This window comes from Streptomyces sp. NPDC048192 (assembly GCF_043202415.1).
In the GTDB taxonomy this organism is placed as follows: Bacteria; Actinomycetota; Actinomycetes; order Streptomycetales; family Streptomycetaceae; genus Streptomyces.
On sequence record NZ_JBIDAL010000003.1, the window covers coordinates 228,561 to 248,558 of the forward strand.

The window sequence follows — 19,998 nt, forward strand, 5'->3', positions numbered from 1 at the left end:
GCGGGGTGTGCCTCGCCTTCGGACGACGGCGGCCGGGTGGGCGGTGCTTCCACGGTAGGGGGCGACGGGGCGGGGAACGGAGCGCTCACGTTTCGCGCGTGTGAAAGGTGGGGCGCGGGCCGTTTTCTCAATGAACGCAACGCGGCGATTCTTCATGACCGCCCGGATGACCGTTTTTGCGGCGTTCGTTCTCAGTCCTGTTCCCGGCCGTCCGCGCGACCGTCCTGTGCACCGGGCACGGCGAGTCGCCGGGAACGCGACGCGCCGACGATCCGCTCGACTTCGGTGACGGCACGGACGAGCGCGTCGGGTTCGCGGCGCAGGGCGGCCGTCACGTCGTCGATCTCCCGCAGTCCGGCCCGTTCCAGCAGGCGTTTCTCGTTCGTCACCCACTCGCCGCGGGCCGCGAGCACTCCGTGGGCGGCCTGGGCGGCGGCCGTGGCGATGCAGCCGGCGGTCTCGGTGACGCGGCCGTGCGGAGCGTGGTTGTGCCGGGCGTAGTGCAGGGTGGCGCGGGCGGTGCCGTGCCAGCGCTCGGCGGCGGTGGCGCGCAGCCGGGCCGGATAGCCGGCCGGGCGGGGCGTGGTGCCGCTGAGCACCTGGTTGACGGCGAGTTCGGCCACGACCAGATAGCTGGGAATTCCGGCGAGATGGAAGAGCAGTGGCTCCACCCGGAAGCGTCCCGCCTCGGCCTCCGCCAGTTCGTGCTCGACCACGTCCAGGTCCCGGTAGTGGACGTCGACCCGGCGCCCGTCGATCGTCAGCCAGGCCCCGCCGTTGAAGACCCCGCCGCCCCAGCCGCCGACCTCGGACACCTCGCCTTCCCAGCCGACGGCGCGCAGGTCGTCCGGGTCGAACGGGCCCCGGTAGTAGATCGCCAGGTCCCAGTCGCTGTCGGGGCGGTGGGTGCCCTGGGCGCGGGAACCGCCGAGAGCCACCGCCCTGACCGTGGGAAGAGCGGCCAGGTGGTGGGTGACGTTCCGGAGGAAGTCGGTGTCGTCGGTCATGGGTCTCATGGGAGCGCTCGGCGCGGTCGTACGGCCACCGGTTTTCTGGCGCCTCCGCTTCGCCGGCCGGCGGCCGTCGTCAGCGGCGTGCTGCAGGTGTTCCGCCGGTGGCGGTGCACGAGAATTCGGATGCGGGCGGGCGGAAGGGGAGCCATCATCGGGAAGTTGCTCACCGCCGTCTCCGGGGGACAGTCCTCATGATCCAGCGCGTCACCGTTCCGGCGCTCTTCCCGCCACCCACCTACTCCCACGCCTCGGTCGTCGAGGCCGGGACGAAGCTCGCCTTTCTCGCCGGGGCCGTTCCGCTCGACGAGAAGGGGGAGATCGTCGGACCGGGTGATCCGGTGCGGCAGGCGGAGCAGGTGATCGCCAACCTCCGGGAGCAACTGCGCGCCGTCGGAAGCGACTTGGCGCATGTGGTGGCGACGGATGTGTACGTCGTGAGCGGCGAGCCCGCGGCGCTGTCCGCGGTGTGGGAGGTCGTGGAGGCCTCCGGGCTGAGCGCGGGGCCGCACTCGTCCACGCTGCTCGGTGTCGCCTGCCTCGGTTACACCGGGCAGCTGGTGGAGATCACGGCCACCGCCGTGGTGCCGGAGCGGGAGGGGGACGCTCATGCCGGGTGACGTCGTACTGCGCCGGGCCGTGGCGGCGGACGCGGCGGCCGCCGCCGATGTGTATCTGCGGTCCTTCCGTGCCGCCCTGCCCGCCGTCGTCCGGCCGCACACCGACGACGAGGTGCGGGCGTACATCCGGGACGTGGTCGTGCCGCTGCGCGAGACGTGGGTGGCGCAGGCCGGTGACGGGACGATCGCCGGGCTGATGGTGCTGGACGGCGAGTTGCTGTCGCAGCTCTATCTGGACCCCGAGTGGCGGGGGCGCGGCATCGGCGACCGGTTCGTCGCGCTGGCCAAGGAGCGCTGCCCGGGCGGGCTGACCCTGTGGACCTTCCAGGTCAACAAGCCCGCCCACCGGTTCTACGAGCGCCATGGTTTCACCGCCGTCGAGTTCACCGACGGCAGCGGCAACGAGGAGCGGGAACCGGACGTGCGGTACGTCTGGCGCCCGCGAGGGACACCGCAGGTGTGAGCTACGACGGCACCACGTGACCGACGCCGGACGCCGACGGCACTGCGCGCGGCCGTCGGCTTCGGCGATTGCAGCACCGACTGGCCACCGTCGCCGCGCACTCCCCCGCGCCCGCCCCCGCCCTCACCGGCACCGCGCGCCGGCGGCGTGATGCCGGCGTGCGCCGGGCGGCGGGGCAGGCGACGCCGGCCGCCTGGGTCGGGCGGCGCACGGGGCCGGCGCCGTGCCCGCCGGGCCGGGCAGCCCCGAGTCACGTTCGGTGCCCATGAGGAACGCGGCAGGCGCGCGCTCCGCCCGAGCGACCTCCGGCGCCCGTGACCAGCACGGCAGGCGTGAGGGACCTGCCCCGAGCGGCGTACGGCAGTGACCGGCACGGTGCAGTGCGCCCTCCCGGCCCTCAGCCTGACCTGACGTCCGGCGTCTCTGACCGGCCAGGCAAGCGTGCGCCCCGCCGCGAGTGGGGCGCGGCGGGGCGCACGGCCCCGTCACCGCCGGTCTGCCTGCCCACGCTGGCGGACGGGAGCCACGGCGGGCCGACTCAGCGGGCCGGGTGGCCCCAGGTCCTCGCCTTGGGCAGCGGCGGCTGGTAGCTGCCCACGCGACTGGTCGTCAGGCCCAGGGTGACCAGGGACTCGGCGAGCTTGACCGCCGCCGCCACGCCGTCGACCACGGGCAGTCCGAGCTTCTCCCCCACCGTCCGCTGCAGTCCCGTCATCCCGGCGCAGCCCAGGACGAGGACCTCGGCGCCGGCGTCCCGGGCCCGCTCGGCCGCGGTGAGGAACGCCGTCTCGGTGCGGCCGGGATCGGCGGCGAGGTCGAGGACGCCGAGGCCGGTGCCGACGACGGCGGCGCAGTTGCGGGCCACCCCGGCGGTCTCCAGGCTGTCCTCGATCTGGCCGCAGGAGCGGTCGAGGGTGGTGACGACGCCGTAGCGGCGACCGAGGAGGCAGGCGAGGTGGGCGGCCGCCTCCGTGATGTCGACGACCGGGACGTCCACCAACTCCCGTACGCCCTCCCGGCCGTGCTCGCCGAACCCGGCCAGGACGACGGCGTCGTACGCGGGTCCGTCGTACGTGCGCAGGGTGTCCAGGACGGCGGCCGCGGAGAGATAGCTGTCCAGCCAGCCCTCGGCGGACGCCGGGCCCCAGGCGGGGGTCAGGCCGGTCACGGTGGTGCCGGGGCCCGCGGCGGCCCGGGCGCCGCGGACGATCTCCTCGGTCATCTCCTGGGTGGTGTTGCAGTTGGTGACGATGATGCGCACGCCTGTCAGGCCTCCTTCGCCGGCATCGCGCGCTCTCGGCGGCCCAGCAGTGCGTACAGAGCGGCGGCGAGCGCGGTGCCGATGAACCAGGAGTACGGCGCGACATCGCTGAAGCTCTTCACCAGCGCGACCACGGCGGCGACCGCTGCGGAGGGCAGGAACGCCCACAGTGCCTTCGGGTTGACGCCCTTGCGGTAGTGGTACGGGGTGCCGGGGCGGGCGTCGAACAGTGCGTCGACGTCGACCCTGCCGCGCTTGACCCAGTAGTAGTCGACCATGATCACGCCGAACAGCGGGCCGAGGAAGGCGCCGAGACCGCCGAGGAAGTAGTTGACGACGGTCGGGTTGGAGAAGAGGTTCCAGGGGGTGACGACCAGGGCGGCCACCGTGCTGATCATGCCGCCGACCTTGAAGGTGATCTTCTGCGGCCAGACGTTGGCGAGGTCGTACGCCGGCGAGACGAAGTTGGCGACGATGTTGACGCCCATGGTGGCGACGGCGAACGTGAACGCGGCGACGACGAGCACCCAGGTGTTGCCGACCTTGGCGACCAGTTCCGCGGGGTCGGTGATGGCCTGTCCGAACGCCTTCAGCGAGCCGGCCGTGACGATCACCGACACCACGACGAAGGCGGTGGAGTTGATGGGCAGGCCCCAGAAGTTGCCGCGCCGGACGGTCCGGTCGTCGGGCGCGAAGCGGGAGAAGTCGCAGAAGTTGAGCATCAGCGTGCCGTAGGTGGCGAGGATCAGGCCGATCGCGCCGAACCACTGCCGCCACTGCTCGCCCGTGGACACCGGATGCGGGGTGGAGGTGAGCGAGATGCTCCAGTGGGCCTTGGCGAGGACCCACAGCGCCAGCGCGATCATCACGAGCCAGATCGCCGGGCCGCAGAAGTCCTGGAACTTCCGTACGGCCTCCATGCCCCGGCTGATGATCAGCGCCTGGAGCAGCCAGAGCGAGACGAAGGAGATCCAGCCGAGCGCGTCCAGGCCGAGGAAGGAGTGGTGGGTGAGGGATGCCAGGCCCGGCCAGGCCGCCAGCAGCATCACGTTGACGGCGACGGAGGCCAGATAGGTCTGGATGCCGTACCACATGATGGCGATCACTGCCCTGATCAGCGCGGGGATGTTGGCGCCCCAGACGCCGAAGCTGATGCGGCCGACCACCGGGAAGGGCACGCCGTGGCGCTGGCCGATCCGGCCCATCCGGTTCATGCCGGCATAGATGAGCACGAACCCGACGAGCAGGGAGGTGAAGACCTGCCAGACGTTCATGCCGAGGACCAGCAGGCCGGCGGCGAAGGTGTAGTTGCCGAGGTTGTGGACGTCGGACATCCACATGGCGAAGAGGTCGAAGACCTTCCAGTTCCGCTGCTTCGCGGGGGCGAGGTCCTCGTTGACGAGGCGGGGGTCGGGGGCGAACGCGGGGGCGCCGGTGGCTTCGGCGCGGTCGGCGAGGGACACGGGGCCTCCTGAACGGGGGACGAAGGGGCCATACCGCAGGAACTCGGAGGACGGACCATCGGCGGGCAGGCCGATGGAGCGGCAGCGTCAGGCACGGAAGCCCGTCGCGTTTGGTATACCAAACTGCGGACATGGTGCCGCCGTCAAGCGTTCGGACCGATGTCGTTGCCGTTACGGCCCCGTAAAAGTCCCCTAGCGTCGGCGAAGATGGGCCCATGACGAAGATCGAACCCCTGGGCGCGGTGCGCGAACGGGTCCTGGCGAGCCTGCGGGAGGACATCATCGCCGGGCGCCTCGCCCCCGGTGACCGGCTCGTCGAACGGGAACTCGCCGAGCGCTTCGGCGTCTCCCGGGTGCCGGTGCGGGAGGCGATCCGCGCACTGGTCGCCGAGGGCTTCGTCCTCTTCGAGTCCGCCCGCCGTACGGTCGTACGCCGGCTGACCCCGACCGACGTCCGGGAACTCTTCGAACTGCGCGAGGCGTTGGAGGTGTACGCGGCCGGGCTGGCGGCGTCCCGGGTGACCCCCGAGGCCCTGGCGGAGCTGCGGGACCTGCTCGACCAGGCCGCGCGGGCCACGAAGGAGGGCGACGCCGAGGCGATCACGGACATCAACACCCGCTTCCACGACCGCATCCGCGCCCTGGCCGGCAACAGCCTGCTGATCTCCGTCATGGAACCGGTCGACGGCCGCCTGCGCTGGCTCACCCGGCGCAACGAGGAGTGGCCCCAACTCCTCACCGAACACCGCGAGTTGTACGAGGCGATCGCCTCCGGCGACCCCGCCCGGGCCCGCACCCACGCCCTCGCCCACGTCCGCGCCAACTACCGGTCCACGGTCCGGCACCTGTTCGGGACGGACCCGGAGGCCGGCGACGACGGCAGCACCGACGCCGGCTGAGGGGCGAGCGCCGTTGGAAGGGGCCGCGGTGTCGTCGACGAGTGGCGGTTACCGGAGTCCGGCCGCCTGTGCCGCCGTGCTCAGCACCTCGCGGAGCATCTCCGCGGTGAGCCGGCCGGTGAAGGTGTTGCGCTGGCTGACGTGGAAGCAGCCGAAGAGGTCGAGGCCGTCCAGGGCGACGCGGGTGCCGTGGGCGAAGGCCGGACGGGGCCGGGGCACGGTCCAGCCCGCCTCACTGAACGCGGGCAGCGCGGCCTGCCAGCCGAAGGCGCCGAGCACGACCGCGGCCTTCAGCGTCGGCCGCAGCAGCCTCAGCTCCTGCACCAGCCAGGGGCGGCAGGTGTCCCGCTCGCCCGGGGTCGGCTTGTTGGCGGGCGGGGCGCAGTGCACCGGCGCGGTGACCCGGACGCCGTACAGTTCCAGCCCGTCGTCGGCACGGACGGAGGTGGGCTGGGAGGCGAGCCCCACGTCGTACAGCGCCTGGTAGAGCACGTCGCCGGAACGGTCGCCGGTGAACATCCGGCCGGTGCGGTTCCCGCCGTGCGCGGCGGGGGCCAGCCCGATGATCACCAGCCGGGCGTCGGCTGGACCGAAGCCGGGCACCGGCCGCCCCCAGTACGTCCAGTCGGCGAACGCGGCCCGTTTCGTCCGGGCCACCTCCTCCCGCCACTCGACCAACCGAGGACAGGCCCGGCACTCCGCGACACGCCGGTCGAGCCGAGCGAGGGCGCTGCTGTCGTCCATACGGCCACCGTATGCCCCGTCGGCTCGGGTGCGCCCGGCGCCCGGCGGCGCCGATCCGCAGATCAGCGGCCCTGCCGCATTCCCCCACCCCCTGCAACAAACGCCTCCGGCTCACGTCGCCCGGAGCGTTAAGGTCGGGGGCATGGCTTCCGAGGATGCGGACGAGAACGTGAACCGTGGGACCGGTGGACCGGACGGGCCCGGCCCCGCCCAGGACGCCGCCGATTCCCACGGCTCCGGCGCCGCCGCCGAGCAGCCCGTCGATCCGAAGATCGCCGCCGCTGTGGCCGCCGCCGAGGCCGCAGGGCCCGGCAAGGGCGAGACGGTCCGGATCGACAGCTGGATCTGGGCCGTGCGCCTGATCAAGACGCGGTCCCTCGGCGCGACCGCCTGCCGGGGCGGTCACGTCCGCGTGAACGGCGAGCGGGTGAAGCCCGCCTACTCCGTGCGCGTCGGCGACGAGGTACGCCTGCGGCACGAGGGCCGCGAGCGTGTCGTGATCGTCAAGCGCCTCATCCGCAAGCGGGTCGGGGCGCCGGTGGCCGCCCAGTGCTACATCGACAACTCGCCCCCGCCGCCGCCCCGCGAGGCCGTCGCCCCCGCCGGCATCCGTGACCGAGGCGCCGGCCGCCCCACCAAGCGCGACCGCCGCGAGATGGAACGCCTCCGCGGTCTCGCCGGCCCGGGCCTTCCGGCGTTCGGCTCCGCCGGAGACCCCGGTGGTTTCGGGGGACCCGGCACGCCGGGCGGATCCGCGGGCCGGGGCGGCTCCGAGTCGGGCGGCCGCGGCAGGTCAGGGGCCCGCGGCGGGTCCGGCGCAGGCAGCGGAACCGGCGGCTCCCGGGGAGCCGGCAGACCCGGCAGGCGTGGCGGCTCCGGCTCCGGCGGAACCACCGGGCGCCCCCGAGCACGCTGACCGAGGCAGGGCTCCGCTGAAGCCGCCGGAGAGCAGCGAGGCCTCGACCGGATACCCACCGGCACGGTCGGCCCGGGCCCCGTCCCCGCCGGACGCTCACCCGCCGGCACCGCCGACCGGCCCCCCTCGACGCGCCGGCGGAGACCGGACACGCACCGACACCGCCGGCAGGCTCTCCCCCCACCGGCCGATACCCATGCCGGTCCGCAGACCCGGCGACCCCGCCTCACCCCCGCTCCGTCACCCCGACGCATCACCCCCAGCCCCACAACCCACCGAACCCCGGCACACACCGACACCGCCGACCGAGCCCCCCGCCCGCCCCGCCGGTCGGCGTCGATGCCGATACGCGCGGTCAGTGGCGGCGTATCAGTCGCAGGAGTTCCGCGTTGTGCTCGCGGCGGGTCCAGGCGATGAGGGCGAGCGGCACTATGAGGATCAGGGGGGTCGCGGCGTTCTGGCCGGCGAAGACGGTGAGCTGGACGATGAACGCGCCCACCATCAGCGCGCTGAGCGCGATCGCCGCGGCGGACTGCAGCACGGGGACCAACAGGGCGACGGCTCCGGCGAGTTCGAGCGCGCCGATGGTGTACATGGCCCCACTGCCCCAGCCGATCCTGTCGAAGGCGTCGACGGCCGACGGGTGCGCGATGAGCTTGGGCAGCGCGCTCGCGATGCCGTAGAACAGCGCGAGCAGCACCTGTACGGTCCGCAGGGCGACCCGGGCGGCGCGCCTGCTGCCGCTGCGGGAACCGTCGGTGACGGAAGCGGTGCGGGCGACGGGAGCGGTGGACTCGGACATGAGGGTCTCCTGGGGAAGCGGTGCCGATCGTCGATTGCTGTCACCGAAGTAGACGGCGCCCGGTCCGGGAACTCATCGCTGTGGCGGGGACCATCTCCGACCGCGTGCCGGCCTACGCCCGCGGCACCGCCCGCGCCCACATCCGGTCGGGTGTCAGATACGACTCCACCTCCAGCCCCGCTTCCTCAAGTGCCGACTCGAACTGCTCTCGTGTCAACGGGCGGGACAGGAACGTCTGGGTCCATCGCGCGTCCGGGAAGACGTACTCGACGTGGACCGAATTCGCTCCGTTCCCGAGCGGCTTGGCCGAGAGCACCCGCACCGTGAAGCCGCTCGGGTCGGCCCGCTCCCGGGGCACGTTGGTGTGGTAGTCCTCGCCCTCGCGCTGGATGAGCACGCAGCCGTCCTTCGCCACATACCGGGCGCAGGTGCGCAACAGGCCTCTGCGCACCTCCTCGTCGCCTGCGTGCACCAGGAACGACGCCAGCATGACCACGTCGAACTCCTCGCCGCCCAGGTCCAGTTGCTCGATGGGGCCGCATATCGTGCGCGCCCCGCGGACCCGGCTCAGCATGTCGGCGGACTCGTCCACCGCCGTCACCGTGAACCCGCGCTCGATCAGGGGGTGGGTCATCCGGCCCACTCCGCTGCCCAGCTCCAGGATGTGCGCCCCGGCCGGTACCGCCGCGGCGACGATGTCCGGCTCCTCGCCCACCGGCAGCCGCTCGTACAGCTCGACCGCGCAGCCGTCCGGGGTGATCGCACCGGGTCCGGTGCCCTCGTATCCCTCACGCATCTCGATCGTCATGCCCGGACAACGGCCGGTCCCCGCACAGCCGTTCCCCTCCGCCGCCGGTTCACTCGTTCGTGTGAGGCGGGGCCGGTCGGCGCGATTCGTCCGGGAACGGGAACCAGCCGTGCCCGATGTACCAGTGCCCGCCGGCCCGCAGATGGTCTCCGACGGCCCGCTCCACGGCGGTGCGCCGGGGCAGCTCCGCGACCGGCAGGTCGGGGTCGCCGAAGACGAACTGGACGGGCTCGGTGTCGGACGGCTCGGTGTCCTCGCGGGCGGTGCGGAAGCGGTCCTGGAAGCGGACGATGTTGGAGTCGGCCGGCAGGTACCGCTTCAACTGCGGGTCCAGCAGCCAGGAGTGGCAGAGCGCCGCCACCGGCCGCTCCTCGGGGAAGTGCCGGGCGAAGAACTCCCGGGCCCACGCCAGGGAGCGGTCGCAGGCGGACGGGGTCAGCGGGCCGTGGAAGTCGGGGATGTGCAGGTTGAGGCAGGGCGTGCCGGGCGCCACGTCCAGTCCGGCCGCGGCGATCACCGCTGAGGTGCGCTGTCCGTGCCGCGCCCGCTCGAACTGCAGACGGCCCAGCTGGTACAGCTCGCCCCGGAAGTGCCGCACCAGCCAGCGCCGTGACAGCAGGCCGGTCGTGCCGTGCCGTCTGCGGTGCACCGCCATGTGACGGCCCAGGTCGGCCAGGGTGCGCCGGGAGACCTCGGCCGGGATGCCGCGCTCCCGGTGCCGGGCGAGGGTGTGCGGGACGGCGGCGACGAAGACGTACACGGGGAAGGTCCCGGCCTGCTCGGCGGGCGCTGCGGCGAAGAGTTCGGCCAGGTCGGGTGTGCGGCCGGTGTCGTCCGGGTCGCGGAACAACTCCTCGACGCACTCCGCCAGGAGTCTCAGCGCACCCGGGTCGCCGGTGACCCGGCGCCGCCCGGCCACCAGTGCGTTGATGTCCTCGTGCGGTACGGCCAGGTCGAGGAGCAGTTCGGGCAGGTCGTCGGCGTCCGGCAGCACTGGTTCCCCCTTCGACGAGCGGCGGACGAGCGCCGTTGGTGAGCGTCGTCCTCGAAGAGTACGGTGCAAGAAGGAGTGGTGGTCCGATGCGTACGGGCAGTGAACCGGCGACCGCGCGCAGTGCTCTGCGGGCGCGGCTCTGGCTGTGCGTGTGGGGTCTGGCCTGGGCGGTCTTCGGCACGGCGGCGTTCGCGCTCGTCGGGCGCCCCGGCTGGGCGGTCGCCTGCGGGGTGCTGCTGCTGGTGGTCACCGCGGACATGACCATGGTGCTGCGGCACATCCGGCAGGGCCCGCACTACCAGCCTGGCCGCGACGTCCCGCCGTACCCGCCGCCGGACGACGGCCCGCCGTTCCGGCGCCCGCCCAGACACCGGCATCCGTGACCGCCGTGCCCCGATCATCCGGCACGCGGGACGGGCAGCACGCCGACCCGCGTCCGTGACCGGCACGGCGTACGGAGCGGCGCCCGTCGCCGGCGGCTCAGTCGTCGAAGCGGGCCGCCTTCACGTACTGCGGGTTCGGGTCCAGCGCGGCCGCCAGCCGGAAATGACGTTTGGCCTGGTCGGGGCGGCCCTGGCGTTCGTAGGTGCGGGCCAGGGCGAAGTGCGCGAACGCGTTGTCCGGCTCGCGCTCCAGGACGATCGTGAATTCCAGTTCGGCGGGACGCAGTTGCGCCGCGGCGAAGAACGCACGCGCGCGCAGCAGCCGGGCCGCGGTGTTCTCCGGGTGCGCGGCGATGACTCCGTCGAGCAGCTTCACCGCGCCCCGCGGGTCCCGCGAATTGAGCAGATGCTCGGCTGCGCGGAAGTCGATGACATGCGTCTCCGGAGTAGGTCCGGTGGAACCGCTGGTCTCGGGCACGGCAGAGTCCTTCCCTCACTCCACCCCTTCAACGCCCGCGGAGGGGGCCGCTATTCCGGCGCCTGTTCCGCGGAGTTCTCCCGGGCCCGCCGTACGAGGTCCTCCCACACCTGAGCGACGCGCTTGCGCAGGGTGTCCAGCGGGACGTCGTTGTCGATCACGATGTCCGCGATCCGTCTGCGCTGCTCACGGGTCGCCTGGGCGGCCATGCGCGCGCGTGCGTCCTGTTCCGTCATCCCGCGCAGCCGGACCAGCCGGTCGAGCTGGGTCTCGGGGCTCGCGTCCACGACGATCACGAGGTCGTACAGCGGTGCCAGGCCGTTCTCGGTGAGGAGAGGCACGTCGTGGACCACCACGGCGTCGGGGGCCGCTGCCTCCTCCAGCTCGCGGGAACGCGCGCCCACCAAGGGGTGCACGATCCGGTTGAGGACGGCGAGTCTGCCGGGGTCGGCGAAGACGATGGAGCCGAGCTTCGGCCGGTCCAGGCTGCCGTCCGCGGTGAGGACGTCCTCGCCGAAGGCCTCCACCACGGCGGTGAGACCCGGCGTGCCCGGCGCGACGACCTCGCGCGCGATGCGGTCCGCGTCGATCAGCACGGCCCCGTGCTCCACGAGCAGCCGCGACACCTCGCTCTTGCCGGCGCCGATCCCACCGGTCAGGCCCACTTTCAGCATGGGCGCCAGCTTAGGCTCTGCCACTGACAGCGGGACCGGCGGAGGTCAGTTGTCGCCCTCGCGCTCCGCCAGGAACCGCTCGAACTCGCGCCCGATCTCGTCGGCCGACGGGATGTCCACGGGCTCGGCGAGCATGTTGCCCCGGGTCTCGGCGCCCGCGGCGGCGTCGTACTGGTGCTCCAGACCCTGGACGAGCGCGGTCAGCTCCTCGTCACCCTCCCGGATCTGGCGGTCGATCTCCGTCTGCGTGCGGTACGCGTCGGTGCGCAGTGAGTGGGCGACCGTCGGCAGCACCAGCCCGGTGGCGGCCGTGATGGCCTCGAGGACGGTCAGCGCGGCGTCCGGGTACGGGGACCGGGCGATGTAGTGCGGGACGTGCGCGGCGACGCCCAGGACGTCGTGGCCGGCCTCCATCAGGCGGTACTCCACCAGCGCCTCGGCACTGCCGGGCACCTGGGCCTCCTCGAAGGGGCTGCGGTGGCCGGGGACCAGGTCGGTGCGGTTGCCGTGCGGGGTGAGGCCGACCGGGCGGGTGTGCGGTACGCCCATGGGGATGCCGTGGAAGTTCACGGACAGGCGGACGCCGAGCCGCTCCACGATCTGCCGTACGGCCGCCGCGAAGCGCTCCCACTCCACGTCCGGCTCGGGGCCGGAGAGCAGCAGGAAGGGGGCGCCCGTGGTGTCCTGGACGAGGCGGACCTCGATGGCCGGGACCTCGTAGTCGGTCCACCGGTCCCGCTTGAAGGTCAGCAGGGGCCGGCGGGCGCGGTAGTCCACGAGCCGGTCGTGGTCGAACCGGGCGACGAGCTGGTGGGGCAGTGAGTCGAGCAGCCGGTCGACGATCTGGTCGCCGGTCTCGCCCGCGTCGATGTATCCGTCGAAGTGGTAGAGCATGACAAGGCCGGCCGACTCCTGGGCGAGCGCCATGTCCACCACGGCGAGGCCCTTCGGCTCCCATGCGTACAAACCCTGCGGATCAAGCACAGTGACCGCTCCTCCTCGTGTTCGACATGGTCAACACGGCCTGGAGGGTGGGCATTCCCGCGACACGCCGTCGACCAGGCTCTCGGGAGCGGTATGCGGGGCACGGCCCCCGAGCACGCCTGAGGGGCCGCACCCCGAAAGGTGCGGCCCCTCAGAACCAGCTATCGGCTAAGCCCAGCGGCGAGCGTTCAGCTCTGGCCGCCCGCCAGCTTCTCGCGCAGCGCGGCCAGCGCCTCGTCCGAGGCCAGGGCGCCGGACTGGTCGCCGCCCTCGGAGGAGTACGAGCCGCCGGTCGCGGCCGGAGCCGCGGCCTCGCCGCCCTCGGCGGCGGCGGCAGCGTCGGCCTCGCGGGACTTGATGACCTGCTGCTGGTGCTGCTCGAAGCGGGCCTGCGCCTCGGCGTACTGGCGCTCCCACTCCTCGCGCTGCTTCTCGTAGCCCGGCAGCCAGTCGTTGGTCTCCGGGTCGAAGCCCTCGGGGTAGATGTAGTTGCCCTGGTCGTCGTAGGACGCGGCCATGCCGTACAGGGTCGGGTCGAACTCGACCGCGGACGGGTCGGCACCGAAGGACTCGTTGGCCTGCTTCAGCGAGAGGCTGATGCGGCGGCGCTCGAGGTCGATGTCGATGACCTTGACGAAGATCTCGTCGTTGACCTGGACGACCTGCTCCGGGATCTCCACGTGGCGCTCGGCCAGCTCGGAGATGTGGACCAGGCCCTCGATGCCCTCGTCCACGCGGACGAACGCACCGAACGGCACCAGCTTCGTGACCTTACCGGGCACGACCTGGCCGATCTGGTGGGTGCGGGCGAACTGCTGCCACGGGTCTTCCTGGGTCGCCTTCAGCGACAGGGAGACGCGCTCGCGGTCCATGTCGACGTCGAGGACCTCGACGGTGACCTCCTGGCCGACCTCGACGACCTCGGACGGGTGGTCGATGTGCTTCCAGGACAGCTCGGAGACGTGGACCAGGCCGTCGACGCCACCGAGGTCCACGAAGGCGCCGAAGTTGACGATCGAGGAGACGACACCGGAGCGGACCTGACCCTTCTGCAGGGTCGTGAGGAACGTCTGGCGGACCTCGGACTGGGTCTGCTCGAGCCAGGCGCGGCGGGACAGGACCACGTTGTTGCGGTTCTTGTCCAGCTCGATGATCTTGGCCTCGAGCTCCTTGCCGACGTACGGCTGGAGGTCGCGGACACGGCGCATCTCGACCAGGGAGGCCGGGAGGAAGCCGCGGAGGCCGATGTCGAGGATGAGACCACCCTTGACGACCTCGATGACGGTACCGGTGACGATCCCGTCCTCTTCCTTGATCTTCTCGATGGTGCCCCAGGCACGCTCGTACTGGGCGCGCTTCTTCGAGAGGATCAGGCGGCCTTCCTTGTCCTCCTTCTGGAGGACAAGGGCCTCGATCTCGTCGCCGACGGCGACGACCTCGTTCGGGTCGACGTCGTGCTTGATCGAGAGCTCGCGGCTCGGGATGACACCTTCGGTCTTGTAACCGATGTCGAGCAGGACCTCGTCCCGGTCGACCTTCACGATGACGCCGTCGACGATGTCGCCGTCGTTGAAGTACTTGATCGTCTCGTCGATCGCTGCGAGGAAGGCTTCCTCGTTACCGATGTCGTTGACCGCTACCTGCGGGGTGGTGGCGGTGGTCTCGGTGCTGCTCGTCATGTGGGAAAGGGCTCCGGTACGGACATTGAAGTCGTAGGTACTGCTTACGCCGGGAGCCCGTTTCGCTCTGCAGAAGCCGGACAGCCAAGGAAGCGCCACCTTGTGGACACCGGGTGCCCGGTGGCGCCTCGACAACCGAGGGGACATACAACAGATGCGAGCGCAGCCTGCTACGTCTGAGGTGCGCAGGCCCGCAGCGCAACTTGTAGCATACGGGGGCAGCCGGACATGGTCAATGCGCGAAGGCGCACACCCGGGGCAGATCACCCCATAACCGGCAGAAGAAACGTCCCTTGAGGCCACGCAGGCCCGAGGACCCGGTTCCGTGACGAACCCCGGCGGGTTGGACGGAAGAGTACGACGAGGGAGCCGATCATCCAAGAGCCGGAAGCCTACGAGCGCGAGGGAACCGAGGCCTTCGAAGCGGAGGCGACACGCCGTGACGCCGGCGTCGCGGAGAGCGCACGGGCCAACCGGGGCTGGTGGGACCGCAACGCGGACGAGTACCAGGTCGAGCACGGCACGTTCCTCGGCGACGACCGCTTCGTGTGGGGCCCGGAGGGCCTGGACGAAGTGGAGGCGGAGCTGCTCGGCCCGCCGGAGGAGCTGAAGGGCAGGGACGTCCTGGAGATCGGCGCGGGCGCGGCGCAGTGCGCGCGCTGGCTGGCCGCCCAGGGGGCCCGCCCGGTGGCGCTGGACCTCTCGCACCGCCAGCTCCAGCACGCCCTGCGGATCGGCGGATCGTTTCCGCTCGTCTGTGCGGACGCCTGCGCGCTGCCCTTCGCCGACGGCTCCTTCGACCTGGCCTGCTCGGCCTACGGGGCACTGCCCTTCGTCGCCGATCCGCGGCTGGTGCTGCGCGAGGTGCGCCGGGTGCTGCGGCCGGGCGGCCGGTTCGTGTTCTCGGTGACGCACCCGATCCGCTGGGCGTTCCCGGACGAGCCGGGCCCCGAGGGCCTGTCGGTCTCGGCGTCCTACTTCGACCGCACGCCCTATGTGGAGCAGGACGAGCAGGGCCGCGCGGTCTACGTCGAGCATCACAGGACGCTGGGCGACCGCGTCCGGGACGTCGTGGCGTCCGGCTTCCGCCTGGTGGATCTGGTGGAGCCGGAGTGGCCGGCCTGGAACACCTCGGAGTGGGGCGGCTGGTCCCCGCTGCGGGGCAGCCTGATCCCGGGCACGGCGATCTTCGTCTGCGAGCGCGACTGACGCTCTCTCTTTAAGGTCCGCGCACGTACACGCGCGCGCGTGTAGGGGCGGTTACGCCGTCGCACGCGCGTGCCTGCGTGCCACACACGCGCGAAGGTGCCTTCCGTCGTCGTACGACACTGGGGGCGTGATCCGTTACGACGCCCTGGACGCGCTGCCCGTGCGCTCCGCGCTGCCCGCCCTGACCGACGCCCTGGAGGACGCCGGCGCCGCCGTGCTGGTGGCGCCGCCCGGCACCGGCAAGACCACGCTGGTGCCGCTCGTGCTGGCGGGGCTGACCGGGGACGGCCCCGTGCGACGGGTCGTGGTGGCCGAGCCGCGCCGGATCGCGGCGCGCGCGGCGGCCCGGCGCATGGCGTGGCTGCTGGGCGAGAAGCCCGGCGACAGCGTCGGCTTCACGGTGCGCGGCGAGCGTGTCGTGGGGCGGCACACGCGGGTGGAGGTCGTCACCACCGGTGTGCTGCTGCAGCGGCTGCAACGCGACCCGGAGCTGCCCGGCGTCGACGCCGTCGTCCTCGACGAGTGCCATGAGCGGCATCTGGACGCCGACACGGCGGCCGCGTTCCTGTGGGACGTGCGGCAGACCCTGCGGCCGGAGCTGCGGCTGCTGGCCGCGTCGGCGACGACGGACGCCGAGGGCTGGGCGCGGCTGCTGGGCGGGGCGCCGGTGGTCGAGGCGCAGGGCGTGGCGCATCCGGTGGAGGTGGTGTGGGCGCCTCCGGCGCGTCCGGTACGGCCGCCGCACGGGATGCGCGTCGATCCGGCGCTGCTGGCGCACGTGGCGTCGGTGGTGCGGCGGGCGCTGGCCGAGCGGGACGGGGACGTGCTGTGCTTCCTGCCCGGGGTGGGAGAGATCGCGCGTGTCGCGGGCCGGCTCGGCGAGCTGGACGGCGTCGACGTGCTCCAGGTGCACGGGCGGGCGCCGGCCGCCGTGCAGGACGCGGTGCTGGCGCCCGGGACGCGGCGCCGGGTGGTGCTGGCGACCTCGGTGGCGGAGTCCTCGCTGACCGTGCCCGGGGTGCGCGTCGTGGTGGATTCGGGGCTGGCGCGGGAGCCGCGGGTGGATCACGCGCGGGGGCTGAGCGGGCTCACGACGGTACGGGCGTCGCGGGCGGCCGGGCGGCAGCGGGCGGGGCGGGCCGGGCGGGAGGCGCCGGGCTGGGTGTACCGGTGCTGGACACAGGCCGAGGACGTCCGCCTGCCGGCCTTCCCGGCGCCGGAGATCAAGGTGGCCGACCTCACCGCGTTCGCCCTGCAGGCGGCCTGCTGGGGCGATCCGGACGCCTCCGGGCTGGCGTTGCTCGATCCCCCGCCGGGCGGGGCGATGGCGGCGGCGCGCTCGGCTCTGGCGGCGGTGGGGGCGGTGGACGGCGCCGGCCGGGCCACGGACACCGGGGTGCGGCTGGCCCGGCTCGGTGTGCACCCCCGGCTGGGGCGGGCGCTGCTGGACACCTCCGCTGCGGGGGCCGAGGTCGTCGCCCTGCTGTCCGAGGAAGTGCCCCGGGACTACGGCGATGACCTCGCCGGTGCGTTGCGGCGGGCCCGGCGCGGGGGTGACGCCTACGCCGGGCGGTGGGCCGCGGAGGTGCGGCGGCTGCGGGCCGTCTCGGCGGAGTTCTCCCGCTCGCCCGCCCGTGACCGTCGGACACAAGCCGCCGAACAGGCCGCCGCACGCCTGGTGGAGGAGGGTGCCGGGGAGGAGCGGCTCGCCGGGCTCGTCGCCGCCCTCGCCTTTCCCGAGCGTGTCGCCAGGCTGGACGGCGGGTCGTACCTCATGGCCTCCGGCACCCGGGCCGGGCTCGGGGACGGGTCGGCGTTGCGGGGTGCGCCCTGGATCGTCGTCGCGGCTGCCGACCGGCCCGCCGGAAAGGGGCACGCGTGCGTGCTGCTCGGAGCCGCCGTGGAGGAGGGGGTGGCGGTCGGCGCCGCCGGGGCGCTGCTTCAGGAGCGGGACGAGGTGCACTGGGCCGACGGGGACGTCGTCGCCCGGCGCGTCGAACGGCTCGGCGCCGTCGAGCTGGCCGTACGGCCGCTGAAGGACGCCGACCCGTCGCTCGTCCGCGGGGCCCTGCTGGACGGGCTGCGGCAGGAAGGGCTCGGGTTGCTGCGATGGCCGGCGGAGGCGCGGGCGCTGCGGCAGCGGCTCGCGTTCCTGCACGCCCACCTGGGCGAGCCGTGGCCGGACGTGTCCGACGACGCGCTGTACGCGCGCGTGGACGACTGGCTGGAACCGGAGCTGAGCAGGTGCCGGCGGCGCGCCGATCTCGGGCGGATCGACGCCGGGCAGGCGCTCGCACGGCTGCTGCCCTGGGCGAGCGGGGACGCGGCACGGCTGGAGGAGCTGGCGCCCGAGCGGATCACCGTGCCGAGCGGGTCGAGGATCCGGATCGACTACGGGGATCCTCGGCAGCCGGTGCTCGCCGTCAAGCTGCAGGAGATGTTCGGGCTGCACCGGACGCCGACGGTGGCCGGCGTACCGCTGCTCGTGCATCTGCTCTCGCCCGCCGGACGGCCCGCCGCCGTCACGGCCGACCTCGCCTCCTTCTGGAAGGACGGCTACCGGAGCGTGCGGGCCGAGCTGCGCGGCCGGTACCCGAAGCATCCGTGGCCCGAGGACCCGGCGACCGCCGAGCCCACCCGGCACACGAACGCGCGGCTCGGGCGCTGACCGGTTCAGGCTCGATCCGCGCAGCACCCGCCGGATCCTGATGGGTCGTCAGGTCAGGTGCCGTGGCGACAGCGAGGCACGCACGGAACAGGGCGCCCTGCCGCTGGTGCGGCGGAGGGCGCCCTGCCGGTTCCCGTCGGGGTCAGGAGGCGGACGGGCTGGGCGACGGGGACGGCGTCGCCGTGGAGTCCGCGGCGGCCACCTTCAGCTCGACGGTGAGTGTCGCGCCGCCGGTGGTGGTGATGCGGAGCAGGAAGGTGCCGGTGGCGTCGTCCGCGTACAGCTTGGGCAGGGTCAGCAGGCCCTTGGCGTCCGTCTGGAGTCCGGTGAGCGTGCGTACGGGCTTGCCGTCGGCGTCCTTGAAGTACGGGCCCTTGTCGTTCTCGGTCGCGTCCGTGCCGGACTTGATCAGGGTGGCGGTGGCCGCGACCTTGTCCGCGACGGCGCCCTTGTACGTCGCCTTCACCTGGACCTGGTCGGCGAACTCGCCGCCCGGCGTGCAGGTCAGCGGGGTGTCGGCGGTGCGGGTCAGGGTGTCGGCGGCGCGCGGGGTGACGGTGGCGGTGTAGCCGAGGGCCTTGACCGAGCGGCCCACCACGGTCGCGGTGACCTGGAAGTCGCCGGTCTTCTCGCCCGCCTGGAGCGCCGGTGCGAGGGCGACGCCCTGGGCGTCGGTGGCGACCGTGGCGACGGTCTCGCCGCCGGTGAAGGTGGCGTCGGTGTCCCCGGAGATGGTGAAGCGGATCCTGACCTTGGCGACGGCCTTGCCGGACTTGGTCACCGCGCGGGTGCCGATCCGCTGGTCGAAGCCGTGGCCGGCCATCGCGGTGAGCTTGGCCGTGTCCGCGTCCGCCAGGTGGTCCACGGTGTCGGTGTTGGTCGGCGGAGTGGTCGGCGGCGCGGGCGTCTTCGGCGGGGTCGGGCTGGGGCTGCCGCCGCCGGGGGTGCTGGGCGTGGGGTCCGGCTTCGGGTCCGGCTTGGTCTTCGGCGCCTTGGTGTGCTTCGGGGACTCGGCGTGCGGGGAGCCGTCGTCGCTGCGGTGGGTGGGCACGCTGCCGGTGCCGTCGGGCACGGAGTGGGTGCCCTTGCGGTAGTACTCCAGCCACGACAGGACGGTGTTCAGGTAGTCCTGCGAGTTGTTGTAGCTGAGGATCGCGCTGTGCAGGTCGCTCTCGCGGGAGAGGTCCCAGCCGTTGCGGCACAGGTAGTGGCCCGCGGCGAGGGCGGCGTCGTAGACGTTGTTGGGGTCCTTCTTGCCGTCCGCGTTGCCGTCGCGGCCGGCCCAGGCCCAGGTCGAGGGGATGAACTGCATGGGGCCGACGGCCTGGTCGTACCGGGTGTTGCCGTCGTAGGCGCCGTGGTCGGTGTCCTTGATGAGCGCGAAGCCGTTGCCGTCGAGGGCCGGCCCCAGGATCCTGCCGATCGTGGTGCCGTCCGCGTCGACCCGGCCGCCCTCGGCCTGGCCCGACTCGACCTTGCCGATCGCGGCGAGCAGTTGCCAGGGCAGGTTGCAGCCGGGCTTGGACGAACGCAGTTCGGCCTCGGCCTTCTTGTAGGCGTCGAGGACCGTCGCCGGTATGCCGGCCTCGGCGTCGCCCTGGGCGACCGGGGTGCCGGTGGCGCTCGGCGAGGGGCTGGGGTTCGGGCTGTTCAGCGGCGGGAGGTCCGTGTAGTACGGCGAGTTGCCGGTGGCGTTGCCGTCGGAGGCCGCGTCGGGCACGGGGGCGGCGGCGCCGGCCGTCGCCTGTCTCCCGTGGTCCTCGCCGGGTGCTCCCGGAGCCTGGGACGCCGACAGAGCCGCGACCGCCGCCGCGGCCACGGCGGTGGTCGCCGCCCCCTTGCGCAGCCGCCTTCCGAAATGCGCCGCCATCGAGTGAACCCTCCCGTGGACGCCGTGCGTCCGTCTCCGTCTGTCTGCCTCGCTGTGGTGTGACGGTTGACCC

General features: G+C 73.0%; 19 protein-coding genes. 7 read left to right on the plus strand and 12 right to left on the minus strand.

What is annotated here, in order from left to right; all coding sequences use genetic code 11:
* Positions 1–191: 191 nt before the first annotated feature.
* Positions 192–1,016, minus strand: a complete 825-nt coding sequence (locus ACGFZN_RS06685) for a nucleotidyltransferase domain-containing protein (protein ID WP_393857390.1) — start codon at positions 1,014–1,016, stop codon at positions 192–194.
* A gap of 188 nt (positions 1,017–1,204) precedes the next feature.
* Between ACGFZN_RS06685 and ACGFZN_RS06690 the strand changes: the two genes are divergently transcribed.
* Positions 1,205–1,630: a RidA family protein gene (locus tag ACGFZN_RS06690; protein ID WP_393857391.1), complete on the plus strand. Its 426-nt coding sequence runs from the start codon at positions 1,205–1,207 to the stop codon at positions 1,628–1,630.
* The gene (locus ACGFZN_RS06695) at positions 1,620–2,093 is read left to right on the plus strand and encodes a GNAT family N-acetyltransferase (RefSeq protein ID WP_393857392.1); all 474 of its coding nucleotides are present in this window, start codon (positions 1,620–1,622) and stop codon (positions 2,091–2,093) included. Before ACGFZN_RS06690 ends, ACGFZN_RS06695 begins: the two co-directional genes overlap by 11 nt.
* A gap of 538 nt (positions 2,094–2,631) precedes the next feature.
* Here the strand turns inward: ACGFZN_RS06695 and ACGFZN_RS06700 are convergent.
* Both ACGFZN_RS06700 and ACGFZN_RS06705 read right to left on the minus strand, forming a co-directional pair.
* Positions 2,632–3,354 carry an aspartate/glutamate racemase family protein gene (locus ACGFZN_RS06700; protein WP_393857393.1) on the minus strand — a complete coding sequence of 241 codons (723 nt, stop codon included), beginning with the start codon at positions 3,352–3,354 and terminating at the stop codon, positions 2,632–2,634.
* A gap of 5 nt (positions 3,355–3,359) precedes the next feature.
* Positions 3,360–4,817 carry an NCS1 family nucleobase:cation symporter-1 gene (locus tag ACGFZN_RS06705; RefSeq protein WP_393857394.1) on the minus strand — a complete coding sequence of 486 codons (1,458 nt, stop codon included), beginning with the start codon at positions 4,815–4,817 and terminating at the stop codon, positions 3,360–3,362.
* A 215-nt stretch (positions 4,818–5,032) separates the two neighbouring features.
* On the opposite strand from ACGFZN_RS06705, the gene ACGFZN_RS06710 reads away from it, so the two are divergent.
* The gene (locus tag ACGFZN_RS06710; RefSeq protein ID WP_393857395.1) at positions 5,033–5,716 is read left to right on the plus strand and encodes a GntR family transcriptional regulator; all 684 of its coding nucleotides are present in this window, start codon (positions 5,033–5,035) and stop codon (positions 5,714–5,716) included.
* Between the two features lie 48 nt (positions 5,717–5,764).
* Here the strand turns inward: ACGFZN_RS06710 and ACGFZN_RS06715 are convergent, their stop codons facing one another.
* Positions 5,765–6,460, minus strand: coding sequence for a uracil-DNA glycosylase (locus ACGFZN_RS06715; RefSeq protein WP_393857396.1), 696 nt, complete (start codon positions 6,458–6,460; stop codon positions 5,765–5,767).
* A gap of 142 nt (positions 6,461–6,602) precedes the next feature.
* Here ACGFZN_RS06715 and ACGFZN_RS06720 point away from each other — a divergent pair, with 142 nt between their 5' ends.
* Positions 6,603–7,376, plus strand: coding sequence for an RNA-binding S4 domain-containing protein (locus ACGFZN_RS06720; RefSeq protein WP_393857397.1), 774 nt, complete (start codon positions 6,603–6,605; stop codon positions 7,374–7,376).
* A 355-nt stretch (positions 7,377–7,731) separates the two neighbouring features.
* Here ACGFZN_RS06720 and ACGFZN_RS06725 read toward each other — a convergent pair whose 3' ends face one another.
* From ACGFZN_RS06725 to ACGFZN_RS06735, 3 genes are all read right to left on the minus strand, one after another.
* Positions 7,732–8,178: a DoxX family protein gene (locus ACGFZN_RS06725; RefSeq protein WP_393857398.1), complete on the minus strand. Its 447-nt coding sequence runs from the start codon at positions 8,176–8,178 to the stop codon at positions 7,732–7,734.
* 112 nt (positions 8,179–8,290) lie between these two features.
* The gene (locus ACGFZN_RS06730; RefSeq protein ID WP_393857399.1) at positions 8,291–8,986 is read right to left on the minus strand and encodes a class I SAM-dependent methyltransferase; all 696 of its coding nucleotides are present in this window, start codon (positions 8,984–8,986) and stop codon (positions 8,291–8,293) included.
* Between the two features lie 49 nt (positions 8,987–9,035).
* Entirely contained in the window at positions 9,036–9,980 is a 945-nt protein-coding gene (locus tag ACGFZN_RS06735) for an acyltransferase domain-containing protein (protein WP_393857400.1), read from the minus strand.
* A gap of 86 nt (positions 9,981–10,066) precedes the next feature.
* Here ACGFZN_RS06735 and ACGFZN_RS06740 point away from each other — a divergent pair, with 86 nt between their 5' ends.
* The gene (locus tag ACGFZN_RS06740; RefSeq protein WP_393857401.1) at positions 10,067–10,363 is read left to right on the plus strand and encodes a DUF6343 family protein; all 297 of its coding nucleotides are present in this window, start codon (positions 10,067–10,069) and stop codon (positions 10,361–10,363) included.
* A 97-nt stretch (positions 10,364–10,460) separates the two neighbouring features.
* Here ACGFZN_RS06740 and ACGFZN_RS06745 read toward each other — a convergent pair whose 3' ends face one another.
* From ACGFZN_RS06745 to rpsA, 4 genes are all read right to left on the minus strand, one after another.
* Positions 10,461–10,841, minus strand: coding sequence for a tetratricopeptide repeat protein (locus ACGFZN_RS06745; protein ID WP_393857402.1), 381 nt, complete (start codon positions 10,839–10,841; stop codon positions 10,461–10,463).
* 50 nt (positions 10,842–10,891) lie between these two features.
* Positions 10,892–11,515: a dephospho-CoA kinase gene (gene coaE, locus ACGFZN_RS06750; protein WP_393857403.1), complete on the minus strand. Its 624-nt coding sequence runs from the start codon at positions 11,513–11,515 to the stop codon at positions 10,892–10,894.
* A 45-nt stretch (positions 11,516–11,560) separates the two neighbouring features.
* Positions 11,561–12,499: a PAC2 family protein gene (locus ACGFZN_RS06755; RefSeq protein WP_330340678.1), complete on the minus strand. Its 939-nt coding sequence runs from the start codon at positions 12,497–12,499 to the stop codon at positions 11,561–11,563.
* A gap of 188 nt (positions 12,500–12,687) precedes the next feature.
* On the minus strand, positions 12,688–14,178 hold the full coding sequence (rpsA, locus tag ACGFZN_RS06760) for a 30S ribosomal protein S1 (protein ID WP_330340677.1): 1,491 nt from the start codon (positions 14,176–14,178) through the stop codon (positions 12,688–12,690).
* 372 nt (positions 14,179–14,550) lie between these two features.
* On the opposite strand from rpsA, the gene ACGFZN_RS06765 reads away from it, so the two are divergent.
* Together ACGFZN_RS06765 and hrpB are read left to right on the plus strand one after the other, a co-directional pair.
* Positions 14,551–15,387: a class I SAM-dependent methyltransferase gene (locus ACGFZN_RS06765; protein WP_393857684.1), complete on the plus strand. Its 837-nt coding sequence runs from the start codon at positions 14,551–14,553 to the stop codon at positions 15,385–15,387.
* 127 nt (positions 15,388–15,514) lie between these two features.
* The gene (hrpB, locus tag ACGFZN_RS06770; protein WP_393857404.1) at positions 15,515–18,055 is read left to right on the plus strand and encodes an ATP-dependent helicase HrpB; all 2,541 of its coding nucleotides are present in this window, start codon (positions 15,515–15,517) and stop codon (positions 18,053–18,055) included.
* Positions 18,056–18,197: 142 nt separating this feature from the next.
* On the opposite strand, the gene ACGFZN_RS06775 is transcribed toward hrpB, so the two are convergent.
* The gene (locus ACGFZN_RS06775) at positions 18,198–19,925 is read right to left on the minus strand and encodes a lytic murein transglycosylase (protein ID WP_393857405.1); all 1,728 of its coding nucleotides are present in this window, start codon (positions 19,923–19,925) and stop codon (positions 18,198–18,200) included.
* Positions 19,926–19,998 lie beyond the last annotated feature (73 nt).